General features: G+C 71.1%; 25 protein-coding genes and 1 pseudogene. 14 read left to right on the top strand and 12 right to left on the bottom strand.

Annotated features, from left to right (window positions below; genetic code table 11):
* The first annotated feature begins 1 nt into the window (after position 1).
* From sufU to ACF08M_RS03495, 3 genes are all read left to right on the top strand, one after another.
* Positions 2-457, top strand: coding sequence for a Fe-S cluster assembly sulfur transfer protein SufU (sufU, locus tag ACF08M_RS03505; RefSeq protein ID WP_392183556.1), 456 nt, complete (start codon positions 2-4; stop codon positions 455-457).
* Positions 454-792 (top strand): metal-sulfur cluster assembly factor, encoded by a 339-nt coding sequence (locus ACF08M_RS03500; protein WP_093539690.1) that lies wholly within the window; start codon positions 454-456, stop codon positions 790-792. The genes sufU and ACF08M_RS03500 overlap by 4 nt, the downstream gene beginning before the upstream one ends.
* A 180-nt stretch (positions 793-972) precedes the next feature.
* Positions 973-2367, top strand: coding sequence for a DUF3616 domain-containing protein (locus tag ACF08M_RS03495; RefSeq protein ID WP_392183555.1), 1395 nt, complete (start codon positions 973-975; stop codon positions 2365-2367).
* Between the two features lie 151 nt (positions 2368-2518).
* Here the strand turns inward: ACF08M_RS03495 and ACF08M_RS03490 are convergent, their stop codons facing one another.
* Entirely contained in the window at positions 2519-3544 is a 1026-nt protein-coding gene (locus tag ACF08M_RS03490) for a hypothetical protein (protein ID WP_392183554.1), read from the bottom strand.
* Between the two features lie 196 nt (positions 3545-3740).
* Between ACF08M_RS03490 and ACF08M_RS03485 the strand changes: the two genes are divergently transcribed.
* Together ACF08M_RS03485 and ACF08M_RS03480 are read left to right on the top strand one after the other, a co-directional pair.
* A complete protein-coding gene (locus ACF08M_RS03485) occupies positions 3741-4061 on the top strand; it encodes a multidrug efflux SMR transporter (protein WP_351078852.1) in 321 nt (106 codons plus the stop codon).
* Positions 4061-4597: a TetR/AcrR family transcriptional regulator gene (locus ACF08M_RS03480; RefSeq protein WP_392183553.1), complete on the top strand. Its 537-nt coding sequence runs from the start codon at positions 4061-4063 to the stop codon at positions 4595-4597. The genes ACF08M_RS03485 and ACF08M_RS03480 overlap by 1 nt, the downstream gene beginning before the upstream one ends.
* Positions 4598-4740: 143 nt before the next feature.
* Here the strand turns inward: ACF08M_RS03480 and ACF08M_RS03475 are convergent, their stop codons facing one another.
* The gene (locus tag ACF08M_RS03475) at positions 4741-5628 is read right to left on the bottom strand and encodes a winged helix-turn-helix transcriptional regulator (RefSeq protein WP_392183552.1); all 888 of its coding nucleotides are present in this window, start codon (positions 5626-5628) and stop codon (positions 4741-4743) included.
* Between the two features lie 102 nt (positions 5629-5730).
* On the opposite strand from ACF08M_RS03475, the gene ACF08M_RS03470 reads away from it, so the two are divergent.
* Positions 5731-6009 carry a hypothetical protein gene (locus ACF08M_RS03470; RefSeq protein WP_392183551.1) on the top strand — a complete coding sequence of 93 codons (279 nt, stop codon included), beginning with the start codon at positions 5731-5733 and terminating at the stop codon, positions 6007-6009.
* 90 nt (positions 6010-6099) lie between these two features.
* A complete protein-coding gene (dapD, locus tag ACF08M_RS03465; protein WP_392183550.1) occupies positions 6100-7089 on the top strand; it encodes a 2,3,4,5-tetrahydropyridine-2,6-dicarboxylate N-succinyltransferase in 990 nt (329 codons plus the stop codon).
* Here dapD and dapA read toward each other — a convergent pair.
* From dapA to ACF08M_RS03450, 3 genes are all read right to left on the bottom strand, one after another.
* Positions 7086-7970 carry a 4-hydroxy-tetrahydrodipicolinate synthase gene (gene dapA / locus ACF08M_RS03460; protein ID WP_392183549.1) on the bottom strand — a complete coding sequence of 295 codons (885 nt, stop codon included), beginning with the start codon at positions 7968-7970 and terminating at the stop codon, positions 7086-7088. The two genes, dapD and dapA, sit on opposite strands and share 4 nt — an antisense overlap.
* Positions 7971-8234: 264 nt before the next feature.
* Positions 8235-8678 carry a GNAT family N-acetyltransferase gene (locus ACF08M_RS03455; RefSeq protein ID WP_392183548.1) on the bottom strand — a complete coding sequence of 148 codons (444 nt, stop codon included), beginning with the start codon at positions 8676-8678 and terminating at the stop codon, positions 8235-8237.
* Positions 8679-8882: 204 nt separating this feature from the next.
* Complete coding sequence (locus tag ACF08M_RS03450; RefSeq protein ID WP_392183547.1) at positions 8883-10016, bottom strand: lipid II:glycine glycyltransferase FemX; 1134 nt, start codon at positions 10014-10016, stop codon at positions 8883-8885.
* Between the two features lie 137 nt (positions 10017-10153).
* Here ACF08M_RS03450 and ACF08M_RS03445 point away from each other — a divergent pair, with 137 nt between their 5' ends.
* On the top strand, positions 10154-10867 hold the full coding sequence (locus ACF08M_RS03445; protein ID WP_392183546.1) for an antibiotic biosynthesis monooxygenase: 714 nt from the start codon (positions 10154-10156) through the stop codon (positions 10865-10867).
* Between the two features lie 59 nt (positions 10868-10926).
* On the opposite strand, the gene ACF08M_RS03440 is transcribed toward ACF08M_RS03445, so the two are convergent.
* The gene (locus ACF08M_RS03440; protein WP_392183545.1) at positions 10927-12786 is read right to left on the bottom strand and encodes an endonuclease/exonuclease/phosphatase family protein; all 1860 of its coding nucleotides are present in this window, start codon (positions 12784-12786) and stop codon (positions 10927-10929) included.
* A 186-nt stretch (positions 12787-12972) separates the two neighbouring features.
* Between ACF08M_RS03440 and ACF08M_RS03435 the strand changes: the two genes are divergently transcribed.
* From ACF08M_RS03435 to ACF08M_RS03420, 4 genes and pseudogenes are all read left to right on the top strand, one after another.
* Positions 12973-14424, top strand: coding sequence for a hypothetical protein (locus ACF08M_RS03435; protein ID WP_392183544.1), 1452 nt, complete (start codon positions 12973-12975; stop codon positions 14422-14424).
* A gap of 176 nt (positions 14425-14600) precedes the next feature.
* A complete protein-coding gene (locus ACF08M_RS03430) occupies positions 14601-16070 on the top strand; it encodes an alkaline phosphatase PhoX (protein WP_392183543.1) in 1470 nt (489 codons plus the stop codon).
* A 58-nt stretch (positions 16071-16128) separates the two neighbouring features.
* Positions 16129-16350 (top strand): annotated as a pseudogene (locus ACF08M_RS03425) (TROVE domain-containing protein); the annotation flags it as partial.
* A 78-nt stretch (positions 16351-16428) separates the two neighbouring features.
* Positions 16429-16659: a hypothetical protein gene (locus tag ACF08M_RS03420; RefSeq protein WP_037711258.1), complete on the top strand. Its 231-nt coding sequence runs from the start codon at positions 16429-16431 to the stop codon at positions 16657-16659.
* 118 nt (positions 16660-16777) lie between these two features.
* Here ACF08M_RS03420 and ACF08M_RS03415 read toward each other — a convergent pair whose 3' ends face one another.
* Together ACF08M_RS03415 and ACF08M_RS03410 are read right to left on the bottom strand one after the other, a co-directional pair.
* The gene (locus ACF08M_RS03415) at positions 16778-18028 is read right to left on the bottom strand and encodes a TerD family protein (protein ID WP_392183542.1); all 1251 of its coding nucleotides are present in this window, start codon (positions 18026-18028) and stop codon (positions 16778-16780) included.
* A gap of 194 nt (positions 18029-18222) precedes the next feature.
* Entirely contained in the window at positions 18223-19032 is an 810-nt protein-coding gene (locus tag ACF08M_RS03410; RefSeq protein ID WP_392183541.1) for an NAD-dependent epimerase/dehydratase family protein, read from the bottom strand.
* A gap of 349 nt (positions 19033-19381) precedes the next feature.
* Between ACF08M_RS03410 and ACF08M_RS03405 the strand changes: the two genes are divergently transcribed.
* Complete coding sequence (locus ACF08M_RS03405) at positions 19382-20341, top strand: 5-dehydro-4-deoxyglucarate dehydratase (protein ID WP_392183540.1); 960 nt, start codon at positions 19382-19384, stop codon at positions 20339-20341.
* Complete coding sequence (locus ACF08M_RS03400) at positions 20338-21516, top strand: hypothetical protein (protein ID WP_392183539.1); 1179 nt, start codon at positions 20338-20340, stop codon at positions 21514-21516. The genes ACF08M_RS03405 and ACF08M_RS03400 overlap by 4 nt, the downstream gene beginning before the upstream one ends.
* 27 nt (positions 21517-21543) lie before the next feature.
* Here ACF08M_RS03400 and ACF08M_RS03395 read toward each other — a convergent pair whose 3' ends face one another.
* The 4 genes from ACF08M_RS03395 to ACF08M_RS03380 form a co-directional block, all read right to left on the bottom strand.
* A complete protein-coding gene (locus ACF08M_RS03395) occupies positions 21544-22770 on the bottom strand; it encodes an MFS transporter (RefSeq protein WP_392183966.1) in 1227 nt (408 codons plus the stop codon).
* A 271-nt stretch (positions 22771-23041) separates the two neighbouring features.
* The gene (locus ACF08M_RS03390; RefSeq protein WP_392183538.1) at positions 23042-24493 is read right to left on the bottom strand and encodes a peptidoglycan D,D-transpeptidase FtsI family protein; all 1452 of its coding nucleotides are present in this window, start codon (positions 24491-24493) and stop codon (positions 23042-23044) included.
* 90 nt (positions 24494-24583) lie between these two features.
* Positions 24584-25057, bottom strand: coding sequence for a GNAT family N-acetyltransferase (locus ACF08M_RS03385; protein WP_392183537.1), 474 nt, complete (start codon positions 25055-25057; stop codon positions 24584-24586).
* Between the two features lie 3 nt (positions 25058-25060).
* Positions 25061-25831 (bottom strand): IclR family transcriptional regulator, encoded by a 771-nt coding sequence (locus ACF08M_RS03380; RefSeq protein ID WP_392183536.1) that lies wholly within the window; start codon positions 25829-25831, stop codon positions 25061-25063.
* Positions 25832-25846 lie beyond the last annotated feature (15 nt).

The following is a 25846-nucleotide window of genomic DNA, read 5'->3' as shown; positions in this document are numbered from 1 at the left end:
GGTGAAGCTTGATTCCATGTACCAGGAAGTGATCCTGGACCACTACAAGCACCCCCACGGGCGCGGCCTGCGGGACGGCGACGCCGAGGTGCACCACGTCAACCCGACGTGCGGCGACGAGATCACTCTCCGGGTGAAGTACGACGGCGAAACCATCACCGATGTGTCGTACGAGGGTCAGGGCTGCTCCATCAGCCAGGCCAGCGCATCCGTGCTGAACGACTTGCTGGTCGGCAAGGAGCTGGGCCAGGCGCAGAAGATCCAGGAGACCTTCCTGGAGCTGATGCAGTCGAAGGGCCAGCTGGAGCCGGACGACGCGATGGAGGAGGTGCTGGAGGACGCGGTGGCGTTCGCCGGTGTCTCGAAGTACCCGGCCCGGGTCAAGTGCGCGCTGTTGAGCTGGATGGCGTGGAAGGACGCGACGGCGAAAGCGCTGTCCGAAGGGAAGGCGACATGAGCGACAACGAGACCCTCACGACCAAGCCGGCCTCCGAGGAGGAGGTCCGCGAGGCCCTGTACGACGTCGTCGACCCCGAGCTGGGCATCGATGTCGTCAACCTGGGCCTGATCTACGGCATCCACATCGATGACGCCAACATCGCCACCCTCGACATGACTCTGACGTCCGCGGCCTGCCCGCTGACCGATGTCATCGAGGACCAGGCGAAGTCCGCGACCGACGGCATCGTCAACGAGCTGCGGATCAACTGGGTCTGGATGCCGCCGTGGGGCCCGGACAAGATCACGGACGATGGGCGCGAGCAGCTGCGCGCGCTGGGCTTCAACGTCTGAGTCCACCGCGGACGACGAACGGCCCCCGGCTTCTTGCCGGGGGTCTTTTCGTGTGGCCGGCCTTGGCCGGGGCCCCGGCGAAGAGTCAAATGTTCTTCTCGGGGACGTGCGGGGTATGCGGGCAGTTGGTCCGGGAGGCGGACCGTGCTCCTCGACATTGCGCCGACGAGAGGTTTCCTTGTGTCCCGTCATACTTCGCCGTACCGCCGTCGCACCGCCATCGCCGCGAGCGCCGTTCTCGGGCTGACCGCCGTCGGGCTGAACGCCCCCGCGCACGCCGTGAGTTACGGAACGCCGACGATCGGGCTCTCGGTCTCCTACCTCTCCGGTGCCGTCGGCGCGACCGGTGACCCCGTGGTGACCGTCACCGTGGCGCAGAGCGGGGCCGATGCGGCCGCGCTCGGCGTGGCGGCCTCCGCCAGCTCCAAGCCGTCCGTCGCCGGGACCGGCGATGTGACCGTGACGGGGACCGGGGGTACCCGGCAGCTGTCCGTCGCCGCGCACGGTCGCGGCTACACCGACCTCACGATCAAGGTCACCGGACTCGGTGGCAAGACCGCCACCAAGACGCTGCATTACGCCGCTTCGGCCGCCGTACAGAACGCCGCCGACACCCGCTACCTCACCGGTTCCTCGGACTCCTCGGCCGCGGTCGATGTCGGCGGCGGGTACGCGGTCGTGGCCGACGACGAGTCCAACACGCTGCGCCTGTACGACCGTTCCGCATCCGGCGCGCCCGTGAAGAGCTGGGACATCGGTGCGGAGCTCGGGGTGTCGAAGGAGATCGACATCGAGGGCGCGGCCCGGGTGGGGAACACGGTCTACTGGACCGGATCGCTCGGCAACAACAAGGACGGCGTGTACAAGGCCGACCGCAACACCGTCTTCACCACGAAGGTGACCGGATCGGGGGCCGCCACCCGGCTGACGGTGGGCGGCTCGTACAAGAAGCTCCGTGGCGACCTCGTCGCCTGGGACCGGGCGAACGGCAACCGGCTCGGCTTCGCCGCGGGGACGGCGGACGGTGAGGCGCCCAAGCAGATCGACGGATTCAACATCGAGGGCCTGGAGTTCGCACCCGGCTCGACGACCACCGCGTATCTCGGCTTCCGGGCCCCGCTGGTCCCGCCGAAGGCCGGCGGCAAGGCCCTGATCGTGCCCGTCACCAACTTCGACAAGGTGGCCGGCAGCGGGGCGAAGGCGGTCATGGGCGCGCCGATCGAGCTGGACCTCGGCGGGCTCAGCATCCGGGACATCCGGAAGAACGCCGCCGACCAGTATCTGATCGTGGCCGGTTCCTGGGCGGCCGACGACAACTCCGACCCGTATGCCCTCTACACCTGGGACGGTGTCGCCGCACACGCGCCGGTCAAGCGGGCCGATCTGCCGACGACGGATCAGGGCGGCTGGGAGGCTGTCGTCGACGTCCCCGACCTCACCGTTCCGGGCGCCCGGGCGCAGCTGATCACGGATGCCGGATCGGCAGATCTGTACGGGGACGGCACGGAGGCGAAGGATCTCGACCACGCGCAATGGAAGAAGTCCCGGGCCGTCTGGTTCACCGTCGGTGGCTGACGGACCGGACGGCCTCGCGACACGGGGATGAGAACGGCCAGGTCCGCCGGGCAGACTGGCGGGCATGGCCGTTTCCTTTTACCGCGAGTTCTGTGTGCTGACGCCGAAGAACTCGCTCATCGACTGAGTGGACCGGGGCACGGCTTGGGTTCTACGGGCCGTACTGCTGCGGTGGCAGGGCCGCCGCCTCGGCGAGGACCGGGCCCAGGTTCTCCGTGCGCATGCGCCGGTCGACGTAGACGAGTCCGGTCACCAGCTGCGGGAACGTCGCCGAGATGAGCTGACCGATCAGCTGGCCCAGCGCCATGATCACCAGATAGCCGCTCATGGCGAAGACGATCGAGGCGGGGTTCGGGTCGTCGTCCAGGGTCGAGCCGCCGATGACACCGGAGAACATGCCGAGGAACGAGAACGGGATCTGGATGACGTAGGCCGCCACGGCGGCCATGAGAAAGGCCAGCAGGGTGATCCCGAAGACCCGCCACCAGTCGCCGCGCACCAGCTGCGACGAGCGGCGCAGACCCGCCACCGGGCGCTGCATCTCGAAGACCACGGCCGAGGGGGCCAGACAGAACTTCACCCAGAGCCAGGCCGCGAGGGGCGCGGTGGCCAGGGCGCCCAGAAAGCCGAGTGTGGTCCACAGCGCGATGTCCGAGCCGCGCGACAGGGTGAGGGCGCCGATCATGAGCGCGAAGAAGCCGATCACCGCGAGCACCATCGGGATCATCGCGATCAGGGCGGACAGGATCACCGTTCCGATCACCGCCGGCACGCGGGCCCAGGCCCGGCGCCAGATCACGGCGAAGGTGGTCGGCCTGCCCAGTACCGCCTCCTGAAGGATCGCGGGAACCGTCGCGTACATCATGGCCGTACTGACCATGAACGCGACCATCGCGACCAGCCAGATGGCGCCGAAGCCGGTCAGCAGCGGCACCAGGTCCGTCGACGGCAGATCCTCCTCGGCGCTGAGCGAGACGACGTGGCGCAGATGGTCACTGGTCGCGGAGTACGCGATCAGGGCCGCCACTCCCACGAGCGCCAGCGCCCCGCCGTACACGGCCGCGCCTATGCCGAACAGCTGCTTCCAGTACCGCCCCATCGTGCCGAAGGCGCCGCCGAGTATCTCCCCGAGCCTCAGGGGTGCCAGCGGTATCACTCCCGGCTTCGGCGGTGGCATCCAGCCACCCCATCCCGGTGGTGCTCCGTACGGTGCTCCACCGTACGGAGCACCTCCACCGCCCCACCCTGCGTCCTGCGCCACTGCTGCTCCGTTGTGCTCGTCGTCCTGTGTACCGGCCGGGACACCGTAGCGTCCCCGGGCCGCGCCGGGCGTTCCTGCCGCCGTGCGAGGGGCGATGCGTACACTCGTACACATGGGTTATGGACTGCTTGCCGCGGCAATCGCGGCCGAGGTGGCCGGTACGACGGCCATGAAGTACAGCGAGGGATTCACCAGGCTCTGGCCCTCGCTGATCACCGTCGCGGGCTATCTCATAGCCTTCACTCTGCTCGCCCAGACGCTGAAGACGCTGTCGATGGGCACCGCCTACGCCATCTGGGCCGGGATCGGCACCGCCGCGGTCGCCGCCATCGGCATCCTCTTCATGGGGGAGTCCGGCAACCTGGTCAAGCTGGCGGGCATAGCGCTGGTCATCGCCGGAGTGGTGGTGCTGAACCTGGGAGGGGCCCACTGATGGCCCGCCGTTACGACCCCGAGCGGCGCGGACGCATCATCGACGCCGCGATCAGGGTGGTGGGCGCCAAGGGCATCGCGGGGCTCAGTCATCGCTCCGTCGCGGCCGAGGCCGATGTGCCGCTCGGCTCGACGACGTATCACTTCACCTCGCTGGACGAGCTGTTGATCGCGGCGCTGCGCCGGTCGAACGAGAACTTCGCCGAGGTCATCCGGGAGAGCGAGGCCCTGACCGACCCGGCCATCGACCTCGCCGGGGAGCTGGCCGGGCTGCTGGGGGAGTACTTCTCCGGCGGGCGCGGGCGGGCCGAGGTGGAGTACGAGTTGTATCTCGCCGCGCTCCGCAGGACCGCGCTGCGGCCGGTCGCCGCCGAGTGGACCCACGACACGGCCGAACTGCTGTCCCGGCGGACCGATCCGGCCACGGCGCGGGCGCTGATCGCCCTCATGGACGGGATCTGCCTGCAGGTGCTGCTCACCGGCGGGGAATACGACGAGGCGTACGCGAGGGAGATGCTGGGGCGTCTCCTGCCCTGACGGCTCGGCTCCTGCGGCCCTGCTCCTGGCGGCTCCGGCTCCTGACGGCCCTGTTCCTGGCGGCCCCTGTTCCTGGCGGTTCCGGCTCCGCGCATCCGGAGGGCCAGGGCTGCGGAGGGCCGGGACTCCGGGCGGCCCCGGCCTCATTCGCCGGGCAGGCCCGCCCCTCGGACCGCCGCCAGGGCCGCCCGTACGCTCGCCTCGATGTCCGTGATCGGGTACAGCGCCTCGCGGACCGTCCGGTCCCGGTCCACCACCAGCGTCAGCCGCTTCAGCCGGCTCGTTCCCGCCGCGCGGAACGTCGGCAGACGCAGGGCCGCCGCCAGCTCCAGCTCCGCGTCGGACAGCAGCGGGAAGCGCAGCCCCTCCGCGTCCGCGAACGCCCTCTGCTCGTCGGGGCGCTGGGTGGACACCCCGTGTACGGTCGCGCCCGCGGCCGTGAATTCGGCCAACTGGTCGCGGTATGTGCAGGATTCGAGGGTGCAGCCACTCGCGCCCGGGATCTGCGCCCAGCCCGGCGGATAGGCGTCCCGTCGGGCATAGGCGCCGGGGAAGCAGTACAGGACGGTGTACGGGGTGCCGGCGACCGGGTCGCGCGACGCGCCGTCGTGGTCCAGCAGCCGCAACTCGGGCAGACGCGTGCCCACCAGGGCGTGCACCCGGGCCGCCTCCTTCGACGCCTCGGCGGCCGTGGCCGTCATCTCTCCGTCCCCCATCACCCAGGTGTCGCCCCAGTCCTGGAGCGCGATCAGTACGGGCAGCAGCGCGTGTCCGCGCCGGGTGAGCCGGTACTCGTACCGGGGCGGCCGGTCCTGGTACGGCTCCCGGGACAGCACTCCCGCGTCGACCAGCAGCCGCAGCCGCTCGGTCAGCACCTTGCGGGACACGCCCAGTTCTTCCTGGAGGGCGTCGAAGCGGTGTACCCCGCGCGCCGTGTCCCGCACGATCAGCAGGGTCCACCAGTCGCCGACGACATCGAGCGCCTGGGCGATCGCACAGTCGGCGTCGGCCAGGCTGGTGCGCTGGGGCATGGGCTTCTCCGTCGACCGGCCGCGGCCGTCTCTCACCTGATGGACCTGTATCCCAGCATGATGCCATAGTCCGTTCCCAACAGGAACTTACTGAGGAGGGCGTTGCTCCTGGTCGGTGCACTGGTCAGCGGGGCCGCACTCGCCGCCCTGCCGGTCGTGGCGGTCGTGGCGGTCGTGGCGATGTACGGGGTGCTGCCGCTCGCGCAGTACGCGGCAGGCGTCGCGCGCGCCGCCAACGCCGCTCTCGTCAGGCTGGTGCCGGCGGCGCGGCGGCTGCCGGGAATGGTGACGGTGGCGGGTCCGGCGTCGGGGGCGGTGCGGATGCCGGTGTGCGAGGAGGCTTCCGCACCGGCCCCCGAACGGCAGGCGCAGCCCGGCTGACCGGGTGGCCGTCCACCGCCGGGGGCATGCCGCGACCACCCGGCGAGACCGGTTGGCTCCGACGGTGTCCCGCCGGTTAGGTTTCGTGTCATGACCGACACGACTCCTGCTCGCACCACCGGCGCCGTCGCCGCCGGCCTCGCCACCATCGCCGGCGACGGTTCCGTTCTCGACACCTGGTTCCCCGCCCCCGAGCTCACCACCGAGCCGGGCCCGGCCGGAACCGAACGGCTCACCCCCGACCGGGCCGTCAACCTCCTCGGCGAGGGCGCCGCCAGGGCCATCGGCGTGGACGCCCGCCGCGGTGTCGAGGTCGTAGCCGTGCGTACGGTCATCGCCTCGCTCGACGACAAGCCGCTCGACGCCCACGATGCGTACCTGCGCCTGCACCTCCTGTCGCACCGCCTCGTCCAGCCGCACGGACAGAGCCTGGACGGCCTCTTCGGCCTCCTCGCCAACGTCGCCTGGACCTCGCTCGGCCCGGTCGCCGTGGACGACGTGGAGCGGGTGCGGCTGAATGCCCGCGCCGAGGGCCTGCACCTCCAGGTCACCTCGGTCGACAAGTTCCCCCGGATGACGGACTACGTCGCGCCGAAGGGCGTCCGGATCGCCGACGCCGACCGGGTCAGGCTCGGCGCGCACCTCGCCTCCGGTACCACCGTCATGCACGAGGGCTTCGTCAACTTCAACGCGGGCACCCTCGGCACGTCGATGGTCGAGGGCCGGATCTCCGCGGGTGTCGTCGTCGGCAACGGCTCCGACATCGGCGGCGGCGCCTCCACCATGGGCACCCTCTCCGGCGGCGGCAAGGAGCGCATCGTCATCGGCGAGCGCTGCCTGATCGGCGCCGAGGCCGGTGTCGGGATCGCGCTCGGCGACGAGTGCGTCGTCGAGGCCGGGCTCTACATCACGGCCGGCACCCGCATCACGCTGCCGGACGGCCAGATCGTCAAGGCCCGCGAGCTCTCCGGCGCCTCGAACATCCTCTTCCGCCGCAACTCGGTCACCGGCGCCGTCGAGGCCCGCCCGAACAACGCGGTCTGGGGCGGCCTCAACGACGTCCTGCACAGCCACAACTAGCGTGTGGCGGCGAGGAGTTCCTCGTACGCCCGCCGCAGCCCGTCGGTCGCCTCGCGCCCGGCGGGCTGCAGCGGTTCACGGACCGGGCCGGCGCCGAGCAGGGCCTTCGCCGTGACCGTGCCGGGCAGCCCGGACGCCATCATCGCCTCGGTGAGCGGGGCGAGCAGCTGGTTGAGCCGGGCGGCCCCGGCGGTGTCCCCGGCGTCGAAGGCGTCCAGGACCGCCCGCAGCTGCCTGGGTGCCACATTGGCGACCGTGCTGACATAACCCGCCGCGCCCACCGCGTACAACGGCAGATTCAGTTCCTCGCAGCCCGAGTAGTACGCCAGCGACGTCGCTCCCATCACCTTCGTCGACCCGAGGAGGTCGTACGCGCAGTCCTTCACGGCCACGATGCGCGGGTGCTCCGCGAGCCGCAGCAGGGTATCGGGCTCGATCCGGGTGCCGGTGCGGCCGGGGATGTCGTAGAGCATCACCGGAAGGCCGGTGGCGTCGGCGACGCGCCGGAAGTGTGCCTCGACGGCGGCCTGCGGCGGTCTGCTGTAGTACGGAGTCACCACCAGCAGGCCGTCCGCGCCCGCCTGTTCGGCCTGCCGGGCGAGGGCCGCGGTGTGCCGGGTGTCCGAGCTGCCGACCCCGGCGACGATCGGCACGCCGTCGCCGACCGCCGCCCGGACGGCCCGCAGCAGTGCGGTCTTCTCGGTGTCAGTGGTGGTCGGGGACTCGCCTGTGGTGCCGCTGAGCACCAGACCGTCGCAGCCGTCGGCGACCAGGGAGGCGGCAAGCTTCCCGGCGGCGTCCGGGTCCAGCGCTCCGGAGGCGGTGAACGGCGTGATCATGGCGCAGAGTGCGCGGCCGAAAGGGACTGCGGATGCTGTCATTCCCGAAGTGTCGGCCGACCGGACCATGAAGGTCTACTTAGTTCTGCTTCGAGTGAAGGTGAAGAAGAACTCAACAGTCCGGCGAACCGGACCGGCCCAAGGGCTGCCCCGTAATCCCGCCGACGTCCCTCCGCCCTGCGACGCACCGCATCTGCCGCCGCGCGCTGATCCACCGGGGATTACCGGACAGCCCCGAGGAAATTTCGTTCGGATCAGGTTGGGCTCACCGGGTCCGGCACTGCGCCTCGCCGCGTTGTCGTCGGATCAGAGGGCGAGCTTGAAGCCTTCGTGGCTGCGGGCGAAGCCGAGCGTCTCGTAGAACCGGTGCGCGTCCGTGCGCCGCTTGCTGCTGGTCAGCTGCATCAGACCGCATCCCCGTAGCCGGGCCCGGTCGACGGCCTGCTTCATCAGCTCCCGGCCCAGCCCGCCGCCCCGCCGGTCGGCCCTGACCCGTACCGCCTCGATCAGCGCCCGTTCCTCGCCGTGCTTGCCGAGGCCCGGTATGTAGGTCGCCTGGAGGCAGCCCAGCACCGTGTCGCCGTCGACCAGCACCAGCAACTCGTTGCGCGGGTCGCCCTCGATGGCGGCGAAGGCCCTCTCGTACGTCTCGTCGACCACGACCGAGGCCGGGTCGACGACCCGTTCCTCGTCGGCGAGGAGAGCGAGGACGGCGGGCAGGTCGGCGCGGGTGGCCGTGCGGAGGATCATGTTCCGGATTCTGGCACGGCTGCCCGGGTGCTCTGTCCCCCGTCCGCGGCGACCACGGCCCGGCCCCAGGTGGTCCACGGCGCAGTACGTCCGCCGGGCGCCGCCCGGGAACCGGGTGCCGCCGAACACGTCGGGCGACGCCGCCGTTTCGTCGTCCTCGCCCGGGGGGCGTTCGACGCCCGCCCCCGGAGCCGGCGGACCGGTTCAGCGGCGGGCCATGTAGAGGGCGAAGGCCTTGTGGAGCACCTTGTTGATCGGGTGGTCCCACTCGCCGATGTACTCGGCGGCCCGGCCGCCGGTGCCGACCTTGAAGCGCAGCAGACCCAGCAGATGGTTGCTCTCGTCCAGGGTGTCGGTGATGCCGCGCAGGTCGTAGACCGCCGCGCCCCTCTCGTGCGCGTCGCTCATCATGCGCCACTGGACGGCATTGTTGGGCTGGACCTCGCGTTTGCGGCCGGTCGAGGCGCCGTAGGAGTACCAGACATGGTTCCCCACGGTCAGCATCGTCGCCGCGGAGAGCGTCTCGCCGTCGTGGTGGGCGAGGTAGAGCCGCATCCGGTCGGGGTCCTCGGTCCGCAGCGCGGTCCACATGCGCTGGAAGTAGACCAGCGGGCGGGGGATGAAGCGGTCGCGCTCGGCCGTCTCGCGGTACAGCTCGTAGAAGGCCGGCAGGTCCTCGTAGCCGCCCTCGACGACCTTGACGCCCGCTTTCTCGGCCTTCTTGATGTTGCGCCGCCACTGCTGGTTCAGGTCGCGCTGGATCTCCTCCAGCGACCGCCCGGCGAACGGCACCTGGAAGACGTACCGGGGCTGTCCGGCGCTGAAGCCGTCCTCACCGCCCTCCTCGCCCCGCTGCCAGCCCAGTCCGCGCAGCTGTTCCACCAGCGCGGCGGCCTGCGGCTCGTCCGCGTCCGCCGGGACGTCGCGCAGCCGTGCGGCGGCCGGGTCGGCGATGGCGTCCTTGACCGTCCGGGCGTCCCAGCGGCGGGCGACCACCGGCGGTCCCATGCGCACCGAGAACGCGCCCCGCTCCTTCAGATGCGCCAGCATCGGATCCAGCCACCGGCTCAGACCGGCGTCGTGCCAGTCGATGACGGGGCCCTCCGGCAGATAGGCCAGATAGCGCCTTACCCAGGGGATCGGCCGGTAGAGGACGAGCCCGGCACCGACGATCCGTTCCGGACCGGTGCCGTCCCGGTCGAACCAGCCGATGCTCTCCGCACGCCAGTCGGGCTTCACACCGCCCCACGACGGAACCTGCATATGGCTCACGGCGGGCCGGCTCGCGACGAACGCCAGATGCTCCTCGCGGGTGATCGCCCTGAGACGCAGATGCATGTGGTACTCCGTTCGTTGTCCCGTCGGTGGGCCCGACGCCGTCGACAGGAGAGTGTCGTTGACCTCAAGCGCACTTGACGTACCAGTGTGGTCGGCAGCGGCGCACCACGGGGGCGCGCCGGTCAGGAGGACCCGTCATGAACGTGCATGTGGAATCCCGCCCCGATCTTGCCCGAAACGACGTCGGACTGGTCAAGGCGAGCACCTGGGATGTCGGCACCCCCGAGCGGCAGCGGCGGACGATCCAGGCCATCCGCACGGCGTGGGGCAGCCGGGAGTGGCCGCATCCGGGGCTGCTCTCGTACACCGTCCATGCCGGTGAGGACGGGAAGACCTTGTTCCACTACAGCCAGTGGAGTGGTGAGCAGGCGTACCAGGAGTTCTTCCGGAGCGGCCGGGACGAGCGGAACGCGGACATCGACGCCGCCGTTCCGGACATCCGGCGGCTCGGGCTGCACACCTTCGAGCCCTACCGCTCCAGGCCGGTGCGGGAGGGCGACGGGCGGGAGCCGGGGTGCGTCGTGATCGTCGAGGTCGAGTTCGAGGGGCCGGACAAGGCCCGGCAGCGGGACTGGGTGGACACCGTGTTCGAGGCGCTGGGGACCGATCCGGCACCTTCACCCGGGGGCATCTCCGGGCACTTCCACGTGAGCACCGACGGCACCCGTGTGCTCAACTACGCCGAATGGGAGAGTGCGCGGGCCCATGCCGACGCGCTGGCCGCGCCCGGATACGGGGTCGGGTCGAGGACGCCGCAGTGGGAGCGGGTGCAGTCGTACGCGGGCGTGACCGGCGGCGGCGTGCACCGGTACACGCCCGCGCTCGGCTTCGGGCCGGGGGCGGGCGCGTAGCGGCGGACGGCCGTGGCCTCCCGTCCGGGCCGGGCACGGCCCGGCCCGGACGAGAGGGGCTACGGGCGGAAGCGGAGCACCTGCGGGTCGTGGTCGCTGTTCTGCGCGGCGAACTCGGCGTTGATGTGGACGCTGTCGTAGTCGAAGTCGTCGATCGACGGGCTGGTCAGGATCTGATCGAGCACCTGGGTGTTGCCCTGGTAGACGTACGAGTAGCGCTCCTGGCGCGGCAGGGACTTCACCGCCGGGTACAGGACACCGCCGGCCGACAGCGCCTCGGCCGTGCCGGAGAACTCGAAGTCGTTGATGTCACCGAGGACCACGACGTCCGCGTTCTTCTGGACGCTCAGCAGCTTCTTCACGAAGGTGTTGACCACTGCGGCCTGCGCGTGCCGCTGCACCTCCGACGAGCGGGTCGGCGGCTGGTGCTGGGAGACGATGGACTCGTCGCCGCCCTTGGACGCGAAGTGGTTGGCGACGACGAAGACCGTACGGCCGCGGAAGCGGAACTCTCCGGCGAGCGGCTTGCGGCTGTCCTTCCAGGCCGCGTTCGCCGGGTCGATCCGGCCGGGGGAGAGGGTCAGGGCCGCCCGGCCCCGCTCTCGTACGACATCGGTCGCCGTCGTGGCGTCGCCGCCCGCGCGGTCGGTGAACGACACCCGCTCGGGGTTGAACAGGAACACCTGGCGGATGTTGCCGCCGGGCTCGCCGCCGTCCTTCTTGTTCTCCGGGTCGATGGAACGCCACTCGTACGCCGGGCCGCCCGCGGCCACGATCGCGGCGGTGAACTTCTCGACGGTCCGGCCGGCCGCGACCGTGCCGTCGTCCGTCGCGCCGTTGTCGTCCTGGATCTCCTCCAGCGCCACGATGTCGGGCGAGGCGAGGTTGTCGACCACGGCGGCGGCGAGCGCGTCGAACTTCTCCTGCGGGTCACCCGGGTCGAGGTTCTCGACGTTGTACGTGGCCACCGCCAGCTCGCCGCCGCGCTGCTTGCGGGTCGTCTCCCGGCGCAGGCCCTTGCCGGTGACCGTGCCCATCGTGCGGGCGGTCAGTGTGTAGCCGCCGTACTGGCTGAAGTCGAGCGGGCCCTCGGTCGTACCGGACAGCACATCGCCGACATCGGCGGTGGGGAAGGGCTGCTCGGCGAGCGGAACCAGCGACTGGACCTGGAGCCGGCCGGTGTTCTGCGCGGTGTACGAGCCGTAGACCGTGCCACCGCGGCGGTTGGCGTGCTCGTGCGGCTTGACCGTCACCCACAGCTCGGCGTGCGAGTCGGTGGCGCCGACCACCCGCGAGGCGCCGATGCGGATGTTCATGCCCTCCAGGGACTCGTAGTAGTCCAGGGCGTAGCGGGACGGAGCAAGGGGGAGCGCGTCGATCGAGCCGCCCGCCGCGGGGTCGCCCGACGGGGTGTACCGGGAGGGGACCGAGCGTGCCGAGACCGTCACCGGTGCGGGCAGGGCGTTGCCGGAGGACACCACCGAGACCGTCGGCCTGGTGATCTGGGTGAGCGACTGGTTGCCGGAGGAGGCACCGCCCGGAACGTACTCGGCGACCGTGCCGGAGACCGTGACCGCGTCACCGACGGCGACGGCCGGTGCGGAGCCGGTGTAGACGAAGACACCTTCGCTGGTGGCGGGGTCGGCGTCGGGGTTCGGGTCCTGGAACCAGAAGCCCTTCGAGCCGTACGTCCGCACACCCGTGACGATGCCCGCGACACCGTCGACCTGCCGGCCCGTGAACGGGGATATCCGGGTGGTGCCCTGGATGTCGTGGATCCGGACCCGGCCGTCCACGGAGGGCTCGGCGGACGGGGACGCGGACGCGGAGGTGGTGGCGGCGCCGGTGAGCAGGCCCGCGGCGAGCGCGGCGGCGACTACGGCGGAGACGGCGGTGGTTCTGGACGATGCGGCGGGCATCACGGGCTCCGGGGGTATCGGGGGAGGCATGGAGATCTACGCGCGTCAATCTCTTGTGCGGGCACGGCAGTTGTCAAGAACCTCCGGGTGGACCGACGCTGTCCGTTGCATGAACCGGGTGGCATGGGGCGAAATGCGTCTACGCTTGGGCCGCCCGGTCCCGTACGCCCCGAGGAGAACCGCCTGATGTCCGAAGAGCGCCCCACCCTGCCGCCCGTAAGGCTGCGCACCGAGGCCGAGCTGGCGCGGGACGCGCTCGCCGCGCCGCTGCTCGCCCGCGCCGTCCGGCTCGCCCGCTGGGCGGGCCCGGAGACCCGGGTCGGCGCCGGTGGCGAGCTCGTCGAAGCGCAGTTGCCGGCGGCGGCCGAGCACCTCGGCCTCACGGCGGACGAGGAAGGCGCGGCGGAGGCCAGCGAGGCATGGCGGCTCGCGGTCGACACGGGGCTGGTGGACGTCGAGGACCCGGCGGAGGCCGAAGGGGAGGACGCGGAGGGGACCGCCGCCGCGGCGGAGAACCTGACGCTGATCACCGGGGGATCGCCGCAGGACGTCCTGTCGATCTGGCTCGACGGTCTGGAGGCCGTCCACGCCGATGCCACCGCACCCGTCTTCGAGGACTTCGCCGACCTCGTCGGTGCGGACGGTTCGGTGGACTTCGAGTCCCTGGACTGGGACCCGGAGGCCGAGGCGGAGTTCCTCGACGGGGTCCTCGGCAACCTGTACCTGCTCACCGTCGGCGACGGCGGCGAGGACGCGGCCCCCGTACCGCTGCCCGCGCTGGCCGCGTCGATGATCGTGCCGGAGGACATGGGCGAGCCCACCGACGACATCCTTGAACAGGTGTCCGAGGCGATGATGCGCCTCGACGACCAGTTCCGGGTCCTCGAACCCATCGGGATCGTCGAGTACCGCCCGGTGGACGAGGCGTTGCTGGCCGAGGAGGGCGAGGACGCCGCCGTGGCCGACGACGAGGACGTCACCCGGTACGGGATGGTGAAGCTGACCCCGCTCGGCCTGTACGGCGTCCGGGCCCGGATGCTGGAGGCGGGGGTGGACGCCCCGGCGATCGGCGACCTCGCGGACAAGGGCGCCGACGTGCTCCTCGGCGGCATCGCGTACTACCCCGAGACTGCGGCCCGCTGCGAGATCGAGCTGTGGCTCACCCGGCGCGGCACGGACGGCGCCGCGGCCGAACTCCTGGCGGCGGCCCGCGGAACGGACCGGCAGGCGCCGCTGCGCCGGCTCCACTGCCAGCAGGCGCTCGCCGTGGTCGGCACGGGGGCGGAGCCCGCGGTGCGCGCGGTGCTGGACGATGCCGAACTGGGCGGCCTTGCCCGGGTATGGCTCGCGGAAACGGGTGCGGCGGACGTACCCGCGCCGCCCGAGTCGATGATCTTCTGGCTCGCCATCGACACGATCGCGGCCCAACTGGAGGCCGAGGGCGACCTGGACGAGCTCCAGGACCTGGTCGAGGGCCTGGCGGGTCAGCACAGCGGCTTCTTCGGCGAGGCGTGGCGGGTGGAGCACCCGGCGACCGCGGAGGTCCTCGAAGCGATGGGGCGGCTGCACAGCGACAAGAAGAAGGCCAAGGAGGCCCGGAAGGCGGCGTTCAAGGCGCGGTCGCGTACAGGATCCTGATACGCGCAACCGGGCGCGACGCCCGCTCGGGCGGCTGCATCCGGCCAACTGGACCGCATTCGGCCAACTGCACAGGAAGGATGCCCCTCGGCGTCATCCGTGGTTCAACTGGTGTTCGGGCAGGGGCGCGACTGTGGGCGAGCCAACAACCCGCCCAGTCGACCCAGGAGTACGTGATGCCCTTCACGCGCAGGGAATTCACCAGACAGTCCGCCCTCACCGGTGCCGGCATCGCCCTGACCGGTACCGTCGCGGCGCTGGCCACCGCACCCGGTGCCCTGGCCGCGACGGACTCGATCCAAGGCCACGGGCACGACGGCGATCACGGGCACGACCACGGACACCACGACGAGCCGGGCTACGGGCCGCTGCTCGCCGACCCCGAGGGCATTCTCGCGCTGCCCGCCGGATTCTCGTACGAGATCATCACCCACAGTGGTGTCACCAAGCTGGAGACCGGCGAGTACACCCCGTCCAACCACGACGGCACGGCCACCTTCGAGGGCCCTCGCGGCGTCACCCTGCTCGTCAACAACCACGAGCTGAGCGGCACCCGGGCCGACTGGGAGCACCCGGTACCGCTCACCGAGGGCCTCGTCTACGACCGGGTCGCGGCCGGCGGCTGCACCGTCGTGGAGACCCGCCGCGACGGCCGTACCGCCGAGTGGGTCGGCATCGCCGGGACGTCCACCAACTGCGCCGGTGGCGCCTCCCCGTGGGGCACCTGGCTCACCTGCGAGGAGACCGAGGACAAGGCCGGCAGGAACGGTCTGCTCAAGGACCACGGTTACGTCTTCGAGGTCGACCCGTACGACAAGCGCGCCAACCGCGACCCCCGCCCCATCAAGGCGTTCGGCCGGTACGCCCACGAGGCCGTCGTCATCGACCCCAAGCGCGGCCACGCCTACCTGACCGAGGACGCCTCGGGCCCCAACGGGCTCCTCTACCGCTGGGTTCCGCCGCACGGCTTCCGGCACGGCCGCGGCAAGCTGCGCACGCTGGCCGACGACGCCGGTGTCCTCCAGGCCACCAAGTGCTTCGACAGCAACGGCACGTTCGTCGACGACCTGTCCCGCGCCACGAAGATCGGCACGGTGTACGGCGTGGACTGGGTCGACGTACCCGACCGTGACGCGAGGACCGTCTCGGTGCGCAAGCAGTTCGCGAACGGCGAGGTCACCCGCGCCCGCAAGCTCGAAGGCATGTGGTGGGGCGACGGCGGCGCGTACGTCGTCTCCTCGTTCGCCCGCGGCGAGAGCCCCGTCCAGCACGACGGCCAGGTCTGGTTCTACGACCCGAAGCGCCGCACGCTGACGCTGAAGGTGCTCCTGGGCGTGAACGCCGATCCGTCGAAGGACGGTGCCTTCGACGGCCCGGACAACATCACCGTCTCGCCGTACGGCGGCCTGGTCATCGCCGAGGACGGCAACGGCATCCAGCACCTCTTCGGGGCGACCGAGAGCGGCCGCACCTACCCGATCGCGCGCAACGAGCTGAACGCGGGCACCGAAGAGGAGCCGGAGTACAGCGAGTTCACCGGTGTCACCTTCTCGCCCGACGGCAGGACGCTGTACGCGAACATCCAGACGCCGGGCATCATGCTCGCCATCACCGGTCCCTGGAAGCGTCAGCCGAACCGTCACTGACGGCCGGTACCGCCGGAAGTCCCGCGGAGGGCATGTCGCGCGTCATTGCCTCGCGCTTCCTACCGACGAGCAGGCTTCGTTCTCGTACGCCGCGGACGCCACCGCGGCCGTGCCGGCCACCGTGCCCGTCTACACCTGGAACCTGGCTGGATACCGGGTCGGGCACGCCCCGTCGGGAGGCCGCAACCGGCATACCTTCGGGGGGCTTTCGGACGCGGCGTTCCGCATGGTGCCGCTGCTGGAGGCGGGCCGGGACGCGGACTGGCCCTGGAAGCGCTGACAACGAATCCGGCATCAGTACGCCCCCAGGAGTGGACGGGCATGGCGTCGGGCCTTCCCAGGGCGCATACTCAAGGTAATGAAACAGTCAGCCGGATCCCGGCGCCACCTGCCCTCCAGTCCCTTCAACCGCCCGGCCCAGGCGGCCCCACCGGTCGAATTGTTCGATGTGGGCGACAGGGTGTCGCACGATCAGTTCGGACTCGGCCGCGTCCTCGCCGTCGAGGGCGACAACGACGCGGTGCTCATCGACTTCTCGGGGCGTCAGGGGAGGATCCTGAGCCCGTACTCCAAGCTGACCAAGCTCTGAGAGAGCCGACGAGCACGCGCAGCGCGGTCCCGTCATGCTCTGCGGCTTCAGGGGCACCTGGCACGCGCGGGTGCCCCTGAAGCCGTACCGGAGAGTCCCGCCGGAGACCGTCGCGGCGTTACAGGGCTTGGGCGGCGGGCTTCACCATGCCGCGGACGGTGCGTGACTTCACGAAGTTGCCCATGGCCGTCATCTCCCACTCGCCGGAGAACTGCTTGATCAGCTTGGCCATCATCACGCCGGTCTGCGGCTCGGCGCCGGTCAGGTCGAAGCGCACCAGCTCCTCGCCGGTGGCGGCGTCGACCAGCCGGCAGTACGCCTTGGCCACCTCGGTGAACTTCTGGCCGGTGAAGGAGTTGACCGTGAAGACCAGGCCGGTCGCCTCCGCCGGGATCCGGCCCAGGTCGACGACGATCACTTCGTCGTCGCCCGCGCCCTCGCCGGTGAGGTTGTCGCCGGAGTGCTTGATCGCGCCGTTCAGGATGGAGAGCTTGCCGAAGTAGCAGCTGTCCAGGTGGTTCCGGTTGGGGCCGTAGGCGATCACCGAGGCGTCGAGGTCGATGTCCTTGCCGCGGAACGCGGGCTCCCAGCCGAGGCCCATCTTGACCTGGGAGAGCAGCGGCCGGCCGCCCTTGACCAGGGAGACCGTCTGGTTCTTCTGGAGGCTGACCCGCCCCTTGTCGAGGTTGATCTTGCCGGAGGCGGCGGGCGCGGCGGGCGCGGCGGCCGGCGGGGCCGCGGGGGCCGGCGGGGCCGCGGGGGCCGGCGGTGCGGCGATCCGCGGGTCCATGGGCGGGGCGGCGGGCATCGGGGGTGCGACGGGAGCCGGGGCGGGTGCGGGCGCGGCGGCAGGAGCGGCGGCGGGCTCCTCCTCGACCGAGACGCCGAAGTCCGTGGCGATTCCGGCCAGTCCGTTCGCATAGCCCTGGCCGACCGCGCGGGCCTTCCAGGCGCCGTTGCGGAGGTAGACCTCGATGACCACCAGCGCCGTCTCGGTGCCCAGGCGGGGCGGCGTGAACGTGGCGAGCACGCTGCTGTCGTCGGCGTTGCGGACGGTCGCGGTGGGCTCGATGCCCTGGAAGGTCTGGCCCGCCGCGTCCGGACTCGCCGTGACGACGATCTTCTCGATGCCGGGCGGGACCGCGGTGGTGTCCACCACGATCGCGTCCGGTGCGGTGCCGCCGCCGGAGCGGTAGGTCACCCCGGGGCCGGTGGGCTGGTTGTAGAAGATGAAGTCGTCGTCGGAACGCACCTTGCCGTCGGCGGTGAGCAGCAGGCCCGAAACGTCGAGCCGCACCGGGGCGGAGACGTCCACTGCCACGCGGGCGGCGGAGAGAGGGATGTTCGAGCCGGGGGTCATAGCGGTCATGCACGGAGTAACGAACGACCAGGCTTTGCCGTTCCCTTACCTTTGCCCGCCTTCGTCGCCTTGGCGCACTCTTGACGCGACGGGACTGACGGGACTGACGGGACTGACGGGACTGACCGGACCGACGGGACCGACGGGACCCACGGGACTGGCGAGACCGGTGGGACCGGGGGCCGGCGGGATGCCGATGAGTCCTAGCGCGGCCAGATCGGCGGGTTGGTGCAGAAGTGGCCGCCGAGGTGGGCGTGGTCGGGGTTGTCCGGGTCCAGTTCGCCCTGTGCGGCGATGAGCCCGGCCGCGTACCGCTCCGAGTCGTCCCTGGGCTCGTAGCCGAGCGAGCGTGCCGTCGTCAGGTCCCACCACAGCCGGGTGTTGGCGGACGAGCCGTGGACGACGGTGTGCCGCACGTCCTCGGCGGTGAGCGCGGCGTGGAAGAGCCGGGCGCCGTCCTCCGGGCTCATCCATACCGAGAGCATCCGTACGGAGGTCGGCTCCGGGAAGCAGGAGCCGATGCGCACGGAGACGGTCTCCATGCCGTGCCGGTCCCAGTACAGCTGGGCGAGGTCCTCGCCGAAGGATTTGGACAGGCCGTAGAAGGTGTCGGGGCGGCGCGGGGCGTCGATGGGGATCAGCGGATCGCCGGGGAGCGGGCGGGGGGTGTAGCCGACGACGTGGTTGGAGGAGGCGAACACGACGCGCCGCACCCCCTCTTGGCGCGCGGCCTCGTAAAGGTTGTACGTCCCCTCGATGTTCGCCTTCAGGATTTTGTCGAAGGAGGCTTCCAGGGAGATGCCCGCGAGGTGGATGACCGCGTCGACACCCCGCACGGCCTCGCGCAGCGCCTCCTTGTCACCGAGGTCGGCCGTGACCGCGTCCGGCTCGCCCTCCACGGGAACGGCGTCGAAGAGGCGGAGCTCGTAGCCGTACGCGGGCAGGAGTCCGCGCATCAAGGTGCCGAGGCCGCCGGCGGCGCCGGTCAGCAGGACGGTGCGGGGAGCGGGCATACGCGGATCTCCTCGGTACATGGGCGATAGTGCGCGAGCTGCGCACCCGGCAGGGGCTCTGCGGCACGTGTGGCGCGTGCACACGGGTGCCAACTCCATGGACTGCATTCATATGCATGGACAAGCTAAGAAGTCCGGTCGTATCACGTCAAGCGTCGGGCCCTCTCCGGCGGGGGCGGCGGCTTCCGCCTCCAGCGCCCATTCGGTGCCGGAATCTCCGTCGCCGGGCTCGGACGGGTCGCGGGCCATCGTCTTGACCTGCGCAGGGCGACTGCCTTAGCGTGTGGGCGTTCATGAATATGGACGCCGATCATAATTGTGCACGCCTGAATCTGCTCAGGGAGCGCCCGTGACCTCAGCCCCTCTTGCCGCCCGACTCAGCCATGTCGCCGGGCCGCTCTTCTTCCCCGTCACCGCGTACGGACCGGACGGCGCCGTCGACCTCGACACCTTCCGCACGCATGTGCGGACCGGCATCGACGCGGGTGCGGCGGCCGTCTTCGCCTGCTGCGGCACCGGTGAGTTCCATGCGCTGACACCGGAGGAGTTCCGCCTCGTCGTCGCCGCGGCCGTCGAGGAGACCGCCGGAGAGGTGCCCGTCGTCGCGGGCGCCGGGTACGGCACAGCGCTCGCGATCCAGTACGCGAGGCTCGCGGAGGAGGCGGGTGCGGACGGGCTCCTGGCCATGCCCCCGTATCTCGTCGTCGCCGACCAGGCGGGACTGCTGGGCCACTACACGGCGCTCGCCGCGGCCACCGGCCTGGAGACGATCGTCTACCAGCGGGACAACGCCGTCTTCACCCCAAAGACCGTCGTCGCGCTGGCCGGGACACCCGGTGTCATCGGCCTCAAGGACGGCCACGGCGACCTCGATCTGATGCAGCGCATCGTCAGCGCCGTCCGTACCGAACGGCCCGGCCGGGACTTCCTGTACTTCAACGGGCTGCCCACCGCCGAACTCACCGGCCTCGCCTACCGGGGCATCGGCGTCAGGCTCTACTCCTCCGCCGTCTTCGCCTTCGCGCCCGATATCGCGCTCGCCTTCTACCGGGCGCTGGACTCCGGCGACGACGACCTGGTGGGCGCGCTCCTCGACCACTTCTACCGGCCGCTCGTCGAACTGCGCGCCAAGGGCCGCGGCTACGCGGTCTCGCTGGTCAAGGCGGCGGTCCGGCTGGGCGGTCTGGACGTGGGCGAGGTACGGACCCCGCTCGGCGAGCCTCCCGCCGCCCATATCGAGGAGCTCACCGGGATCATCGCGCGCGGCCGCGCCCTGCTGGAGAAGTACGGGCAGGAGCGGCACGGATGAAGACCTCCGCCTTCCTCTACCCGTGGGACGTCGTCGGTGACCCGGACGCGGCCGCCCGCGTCGCGGACCTGGGCGTCCGGCAGGTGACGCTCGCCGCCGCCTACCACTCCACCCGGGCGCTGACCCCGCGCCACCCCGGCCGCCGCATCGTCACCGCCGAGCACGCCGCGGTGCTCTACCCGCCGGACGCCGCACGATGGGCGGGGCGCGAGCTGCGTCCGTACGAACAGTCCTGGGTGGCCTCGGACGATCCGTACGCCGAGGCTGCACAGGCCCTCACCGATGCCGGCCTGGAGGTGCACACCTGGGTGGTCCTCGCGCACAACTCCCGGATGGGCGCCGAGTATCCGGCCACCTCGGTGGTCAATGCCTACGGTGACCGCTATCCGTGGGCGCCCTGCATCGCCCGGCCCGCGGTGGGCGCGTACCTGGTCGCTCTGGCGGCGGAGGCGGCGGTACGGGACGGGGCGCGGGGCACGGAGCTGGAATCCTGCGGCTGGTACGGCTTCGCGCATCTGCACGCCCACGACAAGATCGCGGGCGTCGGGCTCGGGGACGCGGCACAGTATCTGATGTCGCTCTGCTTCTGCCCGGACTGCCGGACCGGATACGCCGAGCACGGCCTGGACGGCGACGAGCTGGCCGCAGCCGTACGCCGCGCACTCGACCCGGCCTGGTCCGGTGCCGGCTCCCCGGAGGCCGGGTGGGCGGGCATCGAAAAGCTGCTCGGCGCCGACCTCGCCGCCGCCACTCTCCAGTGGCGTGTCCGGGTCGCCCGTAGGCTCCAGGAGGACGCGGTCGCCGCGGTGCGGGCGGCGGCCGAGCCGGGCTTCCAGGTGCTGCTGCACGCCGACCCCGCCCCGTACCGCTGTGGCGCCAACGTCGGTGTCGACCCGGAGCACATCCTGTCCGTGGCGGACGGTGTGGTGCTGCCCTGCACCGGCGGCGACGCGGCGCGCGAGGCCGTCCTCGGCCCGTTCGCCGGGCGCGGGGGCGTGCTCGCGGCCAACTTCACCGTGGTCACGGGGATGGGTGGCGGCCCCGCCACGCTGGAGCGGGACGCTGCGCACGCGGCATCGCTCGGCGCGAACCAACTGCGCCTGTACCACGCCGGGTTGGCCTCCGGCCCGGACCTCAGGACCGTCGCCGGAGCACTGTCGCGCCTCGGCCGGTGAAGGCGCCGGGCCGGTGGGGGGCGTCCGTCAGACGTCCCGGGGCTCTCGATCCTGTTCGAGCGGGGGAGACGCCGTTCGCCGGCCCGTGACCAGCAGGGCAGCGGTCAGCAGCGCCGCCGCGCCGGTCACCGGCAGCAGCACCCGGATGTCCACCAGTGCGACCAGCCCCGCGCCGAGCGCCAGCGCCACCGCGTTCGGCACCATCATCAGCGTGTTGGCGGTCGCGGTGGTACGGCCCAGCACGGCGTCCGGAGTCTCCCGCTGCACCGCCGTCATCGCGGCGATCAGCACGCACGGCAGACCGATCCCGATGGCCGCGCTCGCCGCCAGCGCCACCGCGTCGTACGGCAGCGCCCGCGCCCCCACCGCCACCGCGAACAGGGAGATCCCGGCCGCCGTGAACACCCGCTCCGGCAGCCGCCGCAGCAACGGCCCCGCCAGCAGCCCGGCGGCGACGGACCCGGCACCCTGCACGGCGTACAGCACACCCGCGTACGCGGGGGAGCGCCCGAGACCGTCATCGACGACGGCGTACACCGCGGCTCCGTTCAGCCCCGCGCACAGCATCGTCACCGAGCCCGCGAGCACCAGCGGCCGCAGCAACGGCGACCCCCACAACTGCCGTACACCCGCGGCGAGTTCTCCCCACTTGTCGGCCGGAGCGGCCGCGGTCGGCTCCCGGGCCGGCAGCAGCGCGCAGACCCCGGCCGCCAGTGCGAACGACACCGCGTCCAGCAGTGCCACCGCGCCGCCCCCGAACCGGGCGTAGAGCGCCGCGCCGGTCAGCGGCGCCAGCAGCTTCATGCCTTCGTTCGCCAGCATCCGCAGCCCGTTGAAATCGCCCAGCAGCCGGGGGTCGACGGCCCCGGCGACCAGCGCGGACTCGGCCGCTTCCATCAGGACGAAACTCGTTCCGTACAGGACGAGCACGGCGAAGAGGATCCAGACCCGCCCCGCTGAATCGACCACGACCAGTGAGGCCAGCAGCACCGCCATGACGAGGTTCGACCGGACGAGGAGCGGCTTCCTGGGAATCCGGTCGGCGATCGCCCCGAGCGCGGGCCCGACCAGCACCGGCAGCCACATGGCGAAGACGGCGAGCGCCGCCAGACTGTCCGAGCCGGTGAGCGACTTGACCCAGACCCCGGCCGCGAGCCACATCGCGGACGTCCCGAAACCGGAGACGACGACCGCCGCCAGAAACAGTCCCGCCGTGCGGTCCCGCAGTACCCGCACCGTCGCCGACCCCGTCATGGAACCCACCGCCACCCTCCTGGCCCGTGCCTTCGTCACCTGTTCAGGCTGGTGACTGAGGACGGCCGGCGGCATCGGGCGGATGCCCTACCCCTTCCCGGCCGCGCCCGTGGACCCGGCACCGGGTGTACGGCACATGCCGGATGTCCGCGCGGCTCCTGTCAGAAGCGTTGACGACACATACCGGCCCGTTCCGGCTTCTTCGCGTCGTGTCTTCGTGCGCATGGCCGGCGCCGCCATGGCCCGGGAGGCGTACGACGTGTGCCTGCGCTCACCCCTTGAGTGCCGCCTTCATCATCTTCTGGGCGATCGGCGCCGCCAGACTGTTGCCGCCGACCTCCGAACGGGCCGCGCCCGAGTCCTCGACGATCACCGCCACCGCGACCTCCTTGCCGCTGGACTTGTCCTTCGCGTACGAGGTGAACCAGGCGTACGGGGTATTGCTGTTGTCCACGCCGTTCTGCGCGGTACCCGTCTTGCCGCCCACCTCGGCCCCAGGGATCCGGGCGTTGCTGCCGGTGCCCTTCTCGACGACGGTCACCATTGCGCTGCGCAACTGCTCCGCGGTGGACTGCGAGACGACCCGCTCGGTGTCCCCGTCGGCGAAGTCCTGGAGGCTGTTGCCCTTGGAGTCCGTCACCTCGGACACCATGTGCGGTGCGGCCAGTTCGCCGCCGTTGGCGAGGGTGGCCGAGACCATGGCGACCTGCAGCGGTGTTGCGGTGACCTCGAACTGACCGATGCCTGTGAGCGCCGTCTGCGGCTTGTCCATGCCGGACGGATAGACGCTCTCGGAGGCCCGGACCGGCATATCGAGCTTCTCCGTGTTGAAGCCGAACTTCTCCGCCATCGCCCTGACCTTGTCCTGGCCGAGGTCGGCGGCGACCTTCGCGAAGACGTTGTTGCAGGAGTACTGGAGAGCGGTGCGCAGCGTGGCGTTCTCGCACGGGGCCGAGGGGTTCTCGTTCTTCAGGACGGTGCTGGTGTTGGGCAGGGTGTACGGATTGGGGCTGTCCGTGCGCTCGTCGACGGAGCCGTACAGCCCGTCCTCCAGTGCCGCGGCCGCCACCACCAGCTTGAACGTCGAACCGGGTGCCAGCGGCTGCCGCAGCGCGCGGTTGACCAGTGGCTTGTCCTTGTCGTCGAGCAGCTTCTGCCAGGCGTCGCCGTCCGTCGTTCCGCTGATCTTCGACGGGTCGTACGAAGGGGTGGAGACCACGCCCAGGATCTGCCCGGTCTTCGGGTCGATCGCGACCGCCGCGCCCTTGTCGTTGCCGAGCGCCTCGTACCCCGCCTTCTGCACATCGGGGTCGATCGTCGTCAGGACGTTGCCGGGGGCCGCCTGCTTGCCCGTCACCATGTCCATCGGGTTCTTCAGCCGGTCGTCGGTGCCGTCCAGCACATGGCTGTAGATTCCTTCGAGCTGCGTGGCACCGTACGCCTGCGAGCTGTAGCCGGTGACGGCCGCGTAGAGCTCGCCCTGTGTGTAGGTGCGCTTGTACGCGAGGTCGCCGCCCGTCGTCCTCTCCGATCCGGTGACTGGGTTCCCGGCCACGATGATGTCCCCGAGCGGCTGCGCGTACTGCGCGATGGTCTTCCGCCGGTTGTGTTCGTTGTCTGCGAGCGCCTGTGCCTGGTACGCCTGCAGCCAGGTCGCCCGCACCAGCAGGGCGAGGACCAGCAGCAGACAGAAGACCGAGGCGTGCCTGATCGTTTTGTTCATCCCACGGGAGGGACGAGCGGGGCGTCGCGCGGTGTTCCCGGTTGTGCCGCTTCTCACCGATTCCTCATGTGAGGCCGGGGATGTCCCGGCTCACTCCGGCAGGGTGAACAGCAGCTCGTCGGTGTCCTCGCCGCGGGCGTGCGAGAACCCGTGGTCCTTGCCCGTGACGGCGAACCCGCACTTCTCCAGCACCCGGCGCGAGCCGGCGTTGTCGGCCGCGGCCCGCGCGTGCAGCGGGCGTTCCGGTACGGCGTCGAGCAGTGCGCGCAGCGCGGCCGTCGCGAGCCCGCGGCCCCAGTGCGCCCGGTCGATCCAGTAGGTCACCTGGCGGTCGCCCGGGGGCCCGTACGCCCCGGCGTTGCCGACCACCACGCCGTCCACGACCACCGTCCGCATCACCACGGAACCGTCGGCGAGGATGCGCCGCCAGTGGGCGTCGAACGCGCGCCGGTCGGTGGGATCCTCAACTGTGAAGGCGGCCGTCCTGACCGACTCCGGGTCGGACATGAACGCGAAGAACAGCGAGAGATCGCCGTCGCGCACCTCGCGCAGGGAAACCTGCATGATTCAGAGCCTCCGGGTGGCGAGCGTCAGGCGGTCGCGCGCGTCGAACAGCGCGTCCTTCACCATCTGCTCGTGCGCGGGCGTGAGCCGGGCGACCGGCACCGAGCAGCTGATGGCGTCGCGGGCGGGGGTGCGGTACGGGACGGCGATGCCGAAGCAGCGCAGCCCGAGGGTGTTCTCCTCGCGGTCCACCGCGTACCCCTGCTCGCGGATGAGGTGAAGCTCCTCGATGAGCTTCTCGCGGTCGGTGATGGTGTGCTCGGTCAGCGCGGGCAGCGTCTGCGGGAGCATCCTGCGGACCTGCTCGTCGCTGTGGGTGGCCAGCAGCGCCTTGCCGAGCGAGGTCGAGTGGGCGGGCAGCCGGCGGCCGACGCGGGTGAAGGGGCGCAGATAGTGCTGGGACTGCCGGGTGGCGAGGTACACCACGTTCGTCCCGTCGAGGCGGGCCAGGTGGATGGTCTCCGTCGTGTCGTCGGAGAGCCGGTCCAGGGTCGGACGGGCGGCCGCGACGACCTCGTCACCGTCGATGTACGAGGTGCCGACCAGCAGGGCCCGCACGCCGATCCCGTACCGTGTGCCGGTCGCGTCGGTCTCCACCCAGCCCAGCTCCACCAGCGTGCGCAGCAGCATGTAGAGGCTGGACTTGGGGTAGCCGACGGCCTCCTGCACCGCCGCGAGCGAGTGCATGCCGGGTTGCCCGGCGAAGTATTCGAGCAGTTCCACCGTCCGCACAGCGGACTTGACCTGTGCCCCACCAGACTCGGCAGCCGACATCGTCCTACGCCCTTT

Origin of the sequence: Streptomyces sp. NPDC015032 (assembly GCF_043080425.1) — a bacterium.
Taxonomy (GTDB): domain Bacteria; phylum Actinomycetota; class Actinomycetes; order Streptomycetales; family Streptomycetaceae; genus Streptomyces.
This window is presented reverse-complemented; position numbering and strand designations above follow the sequence as displayed.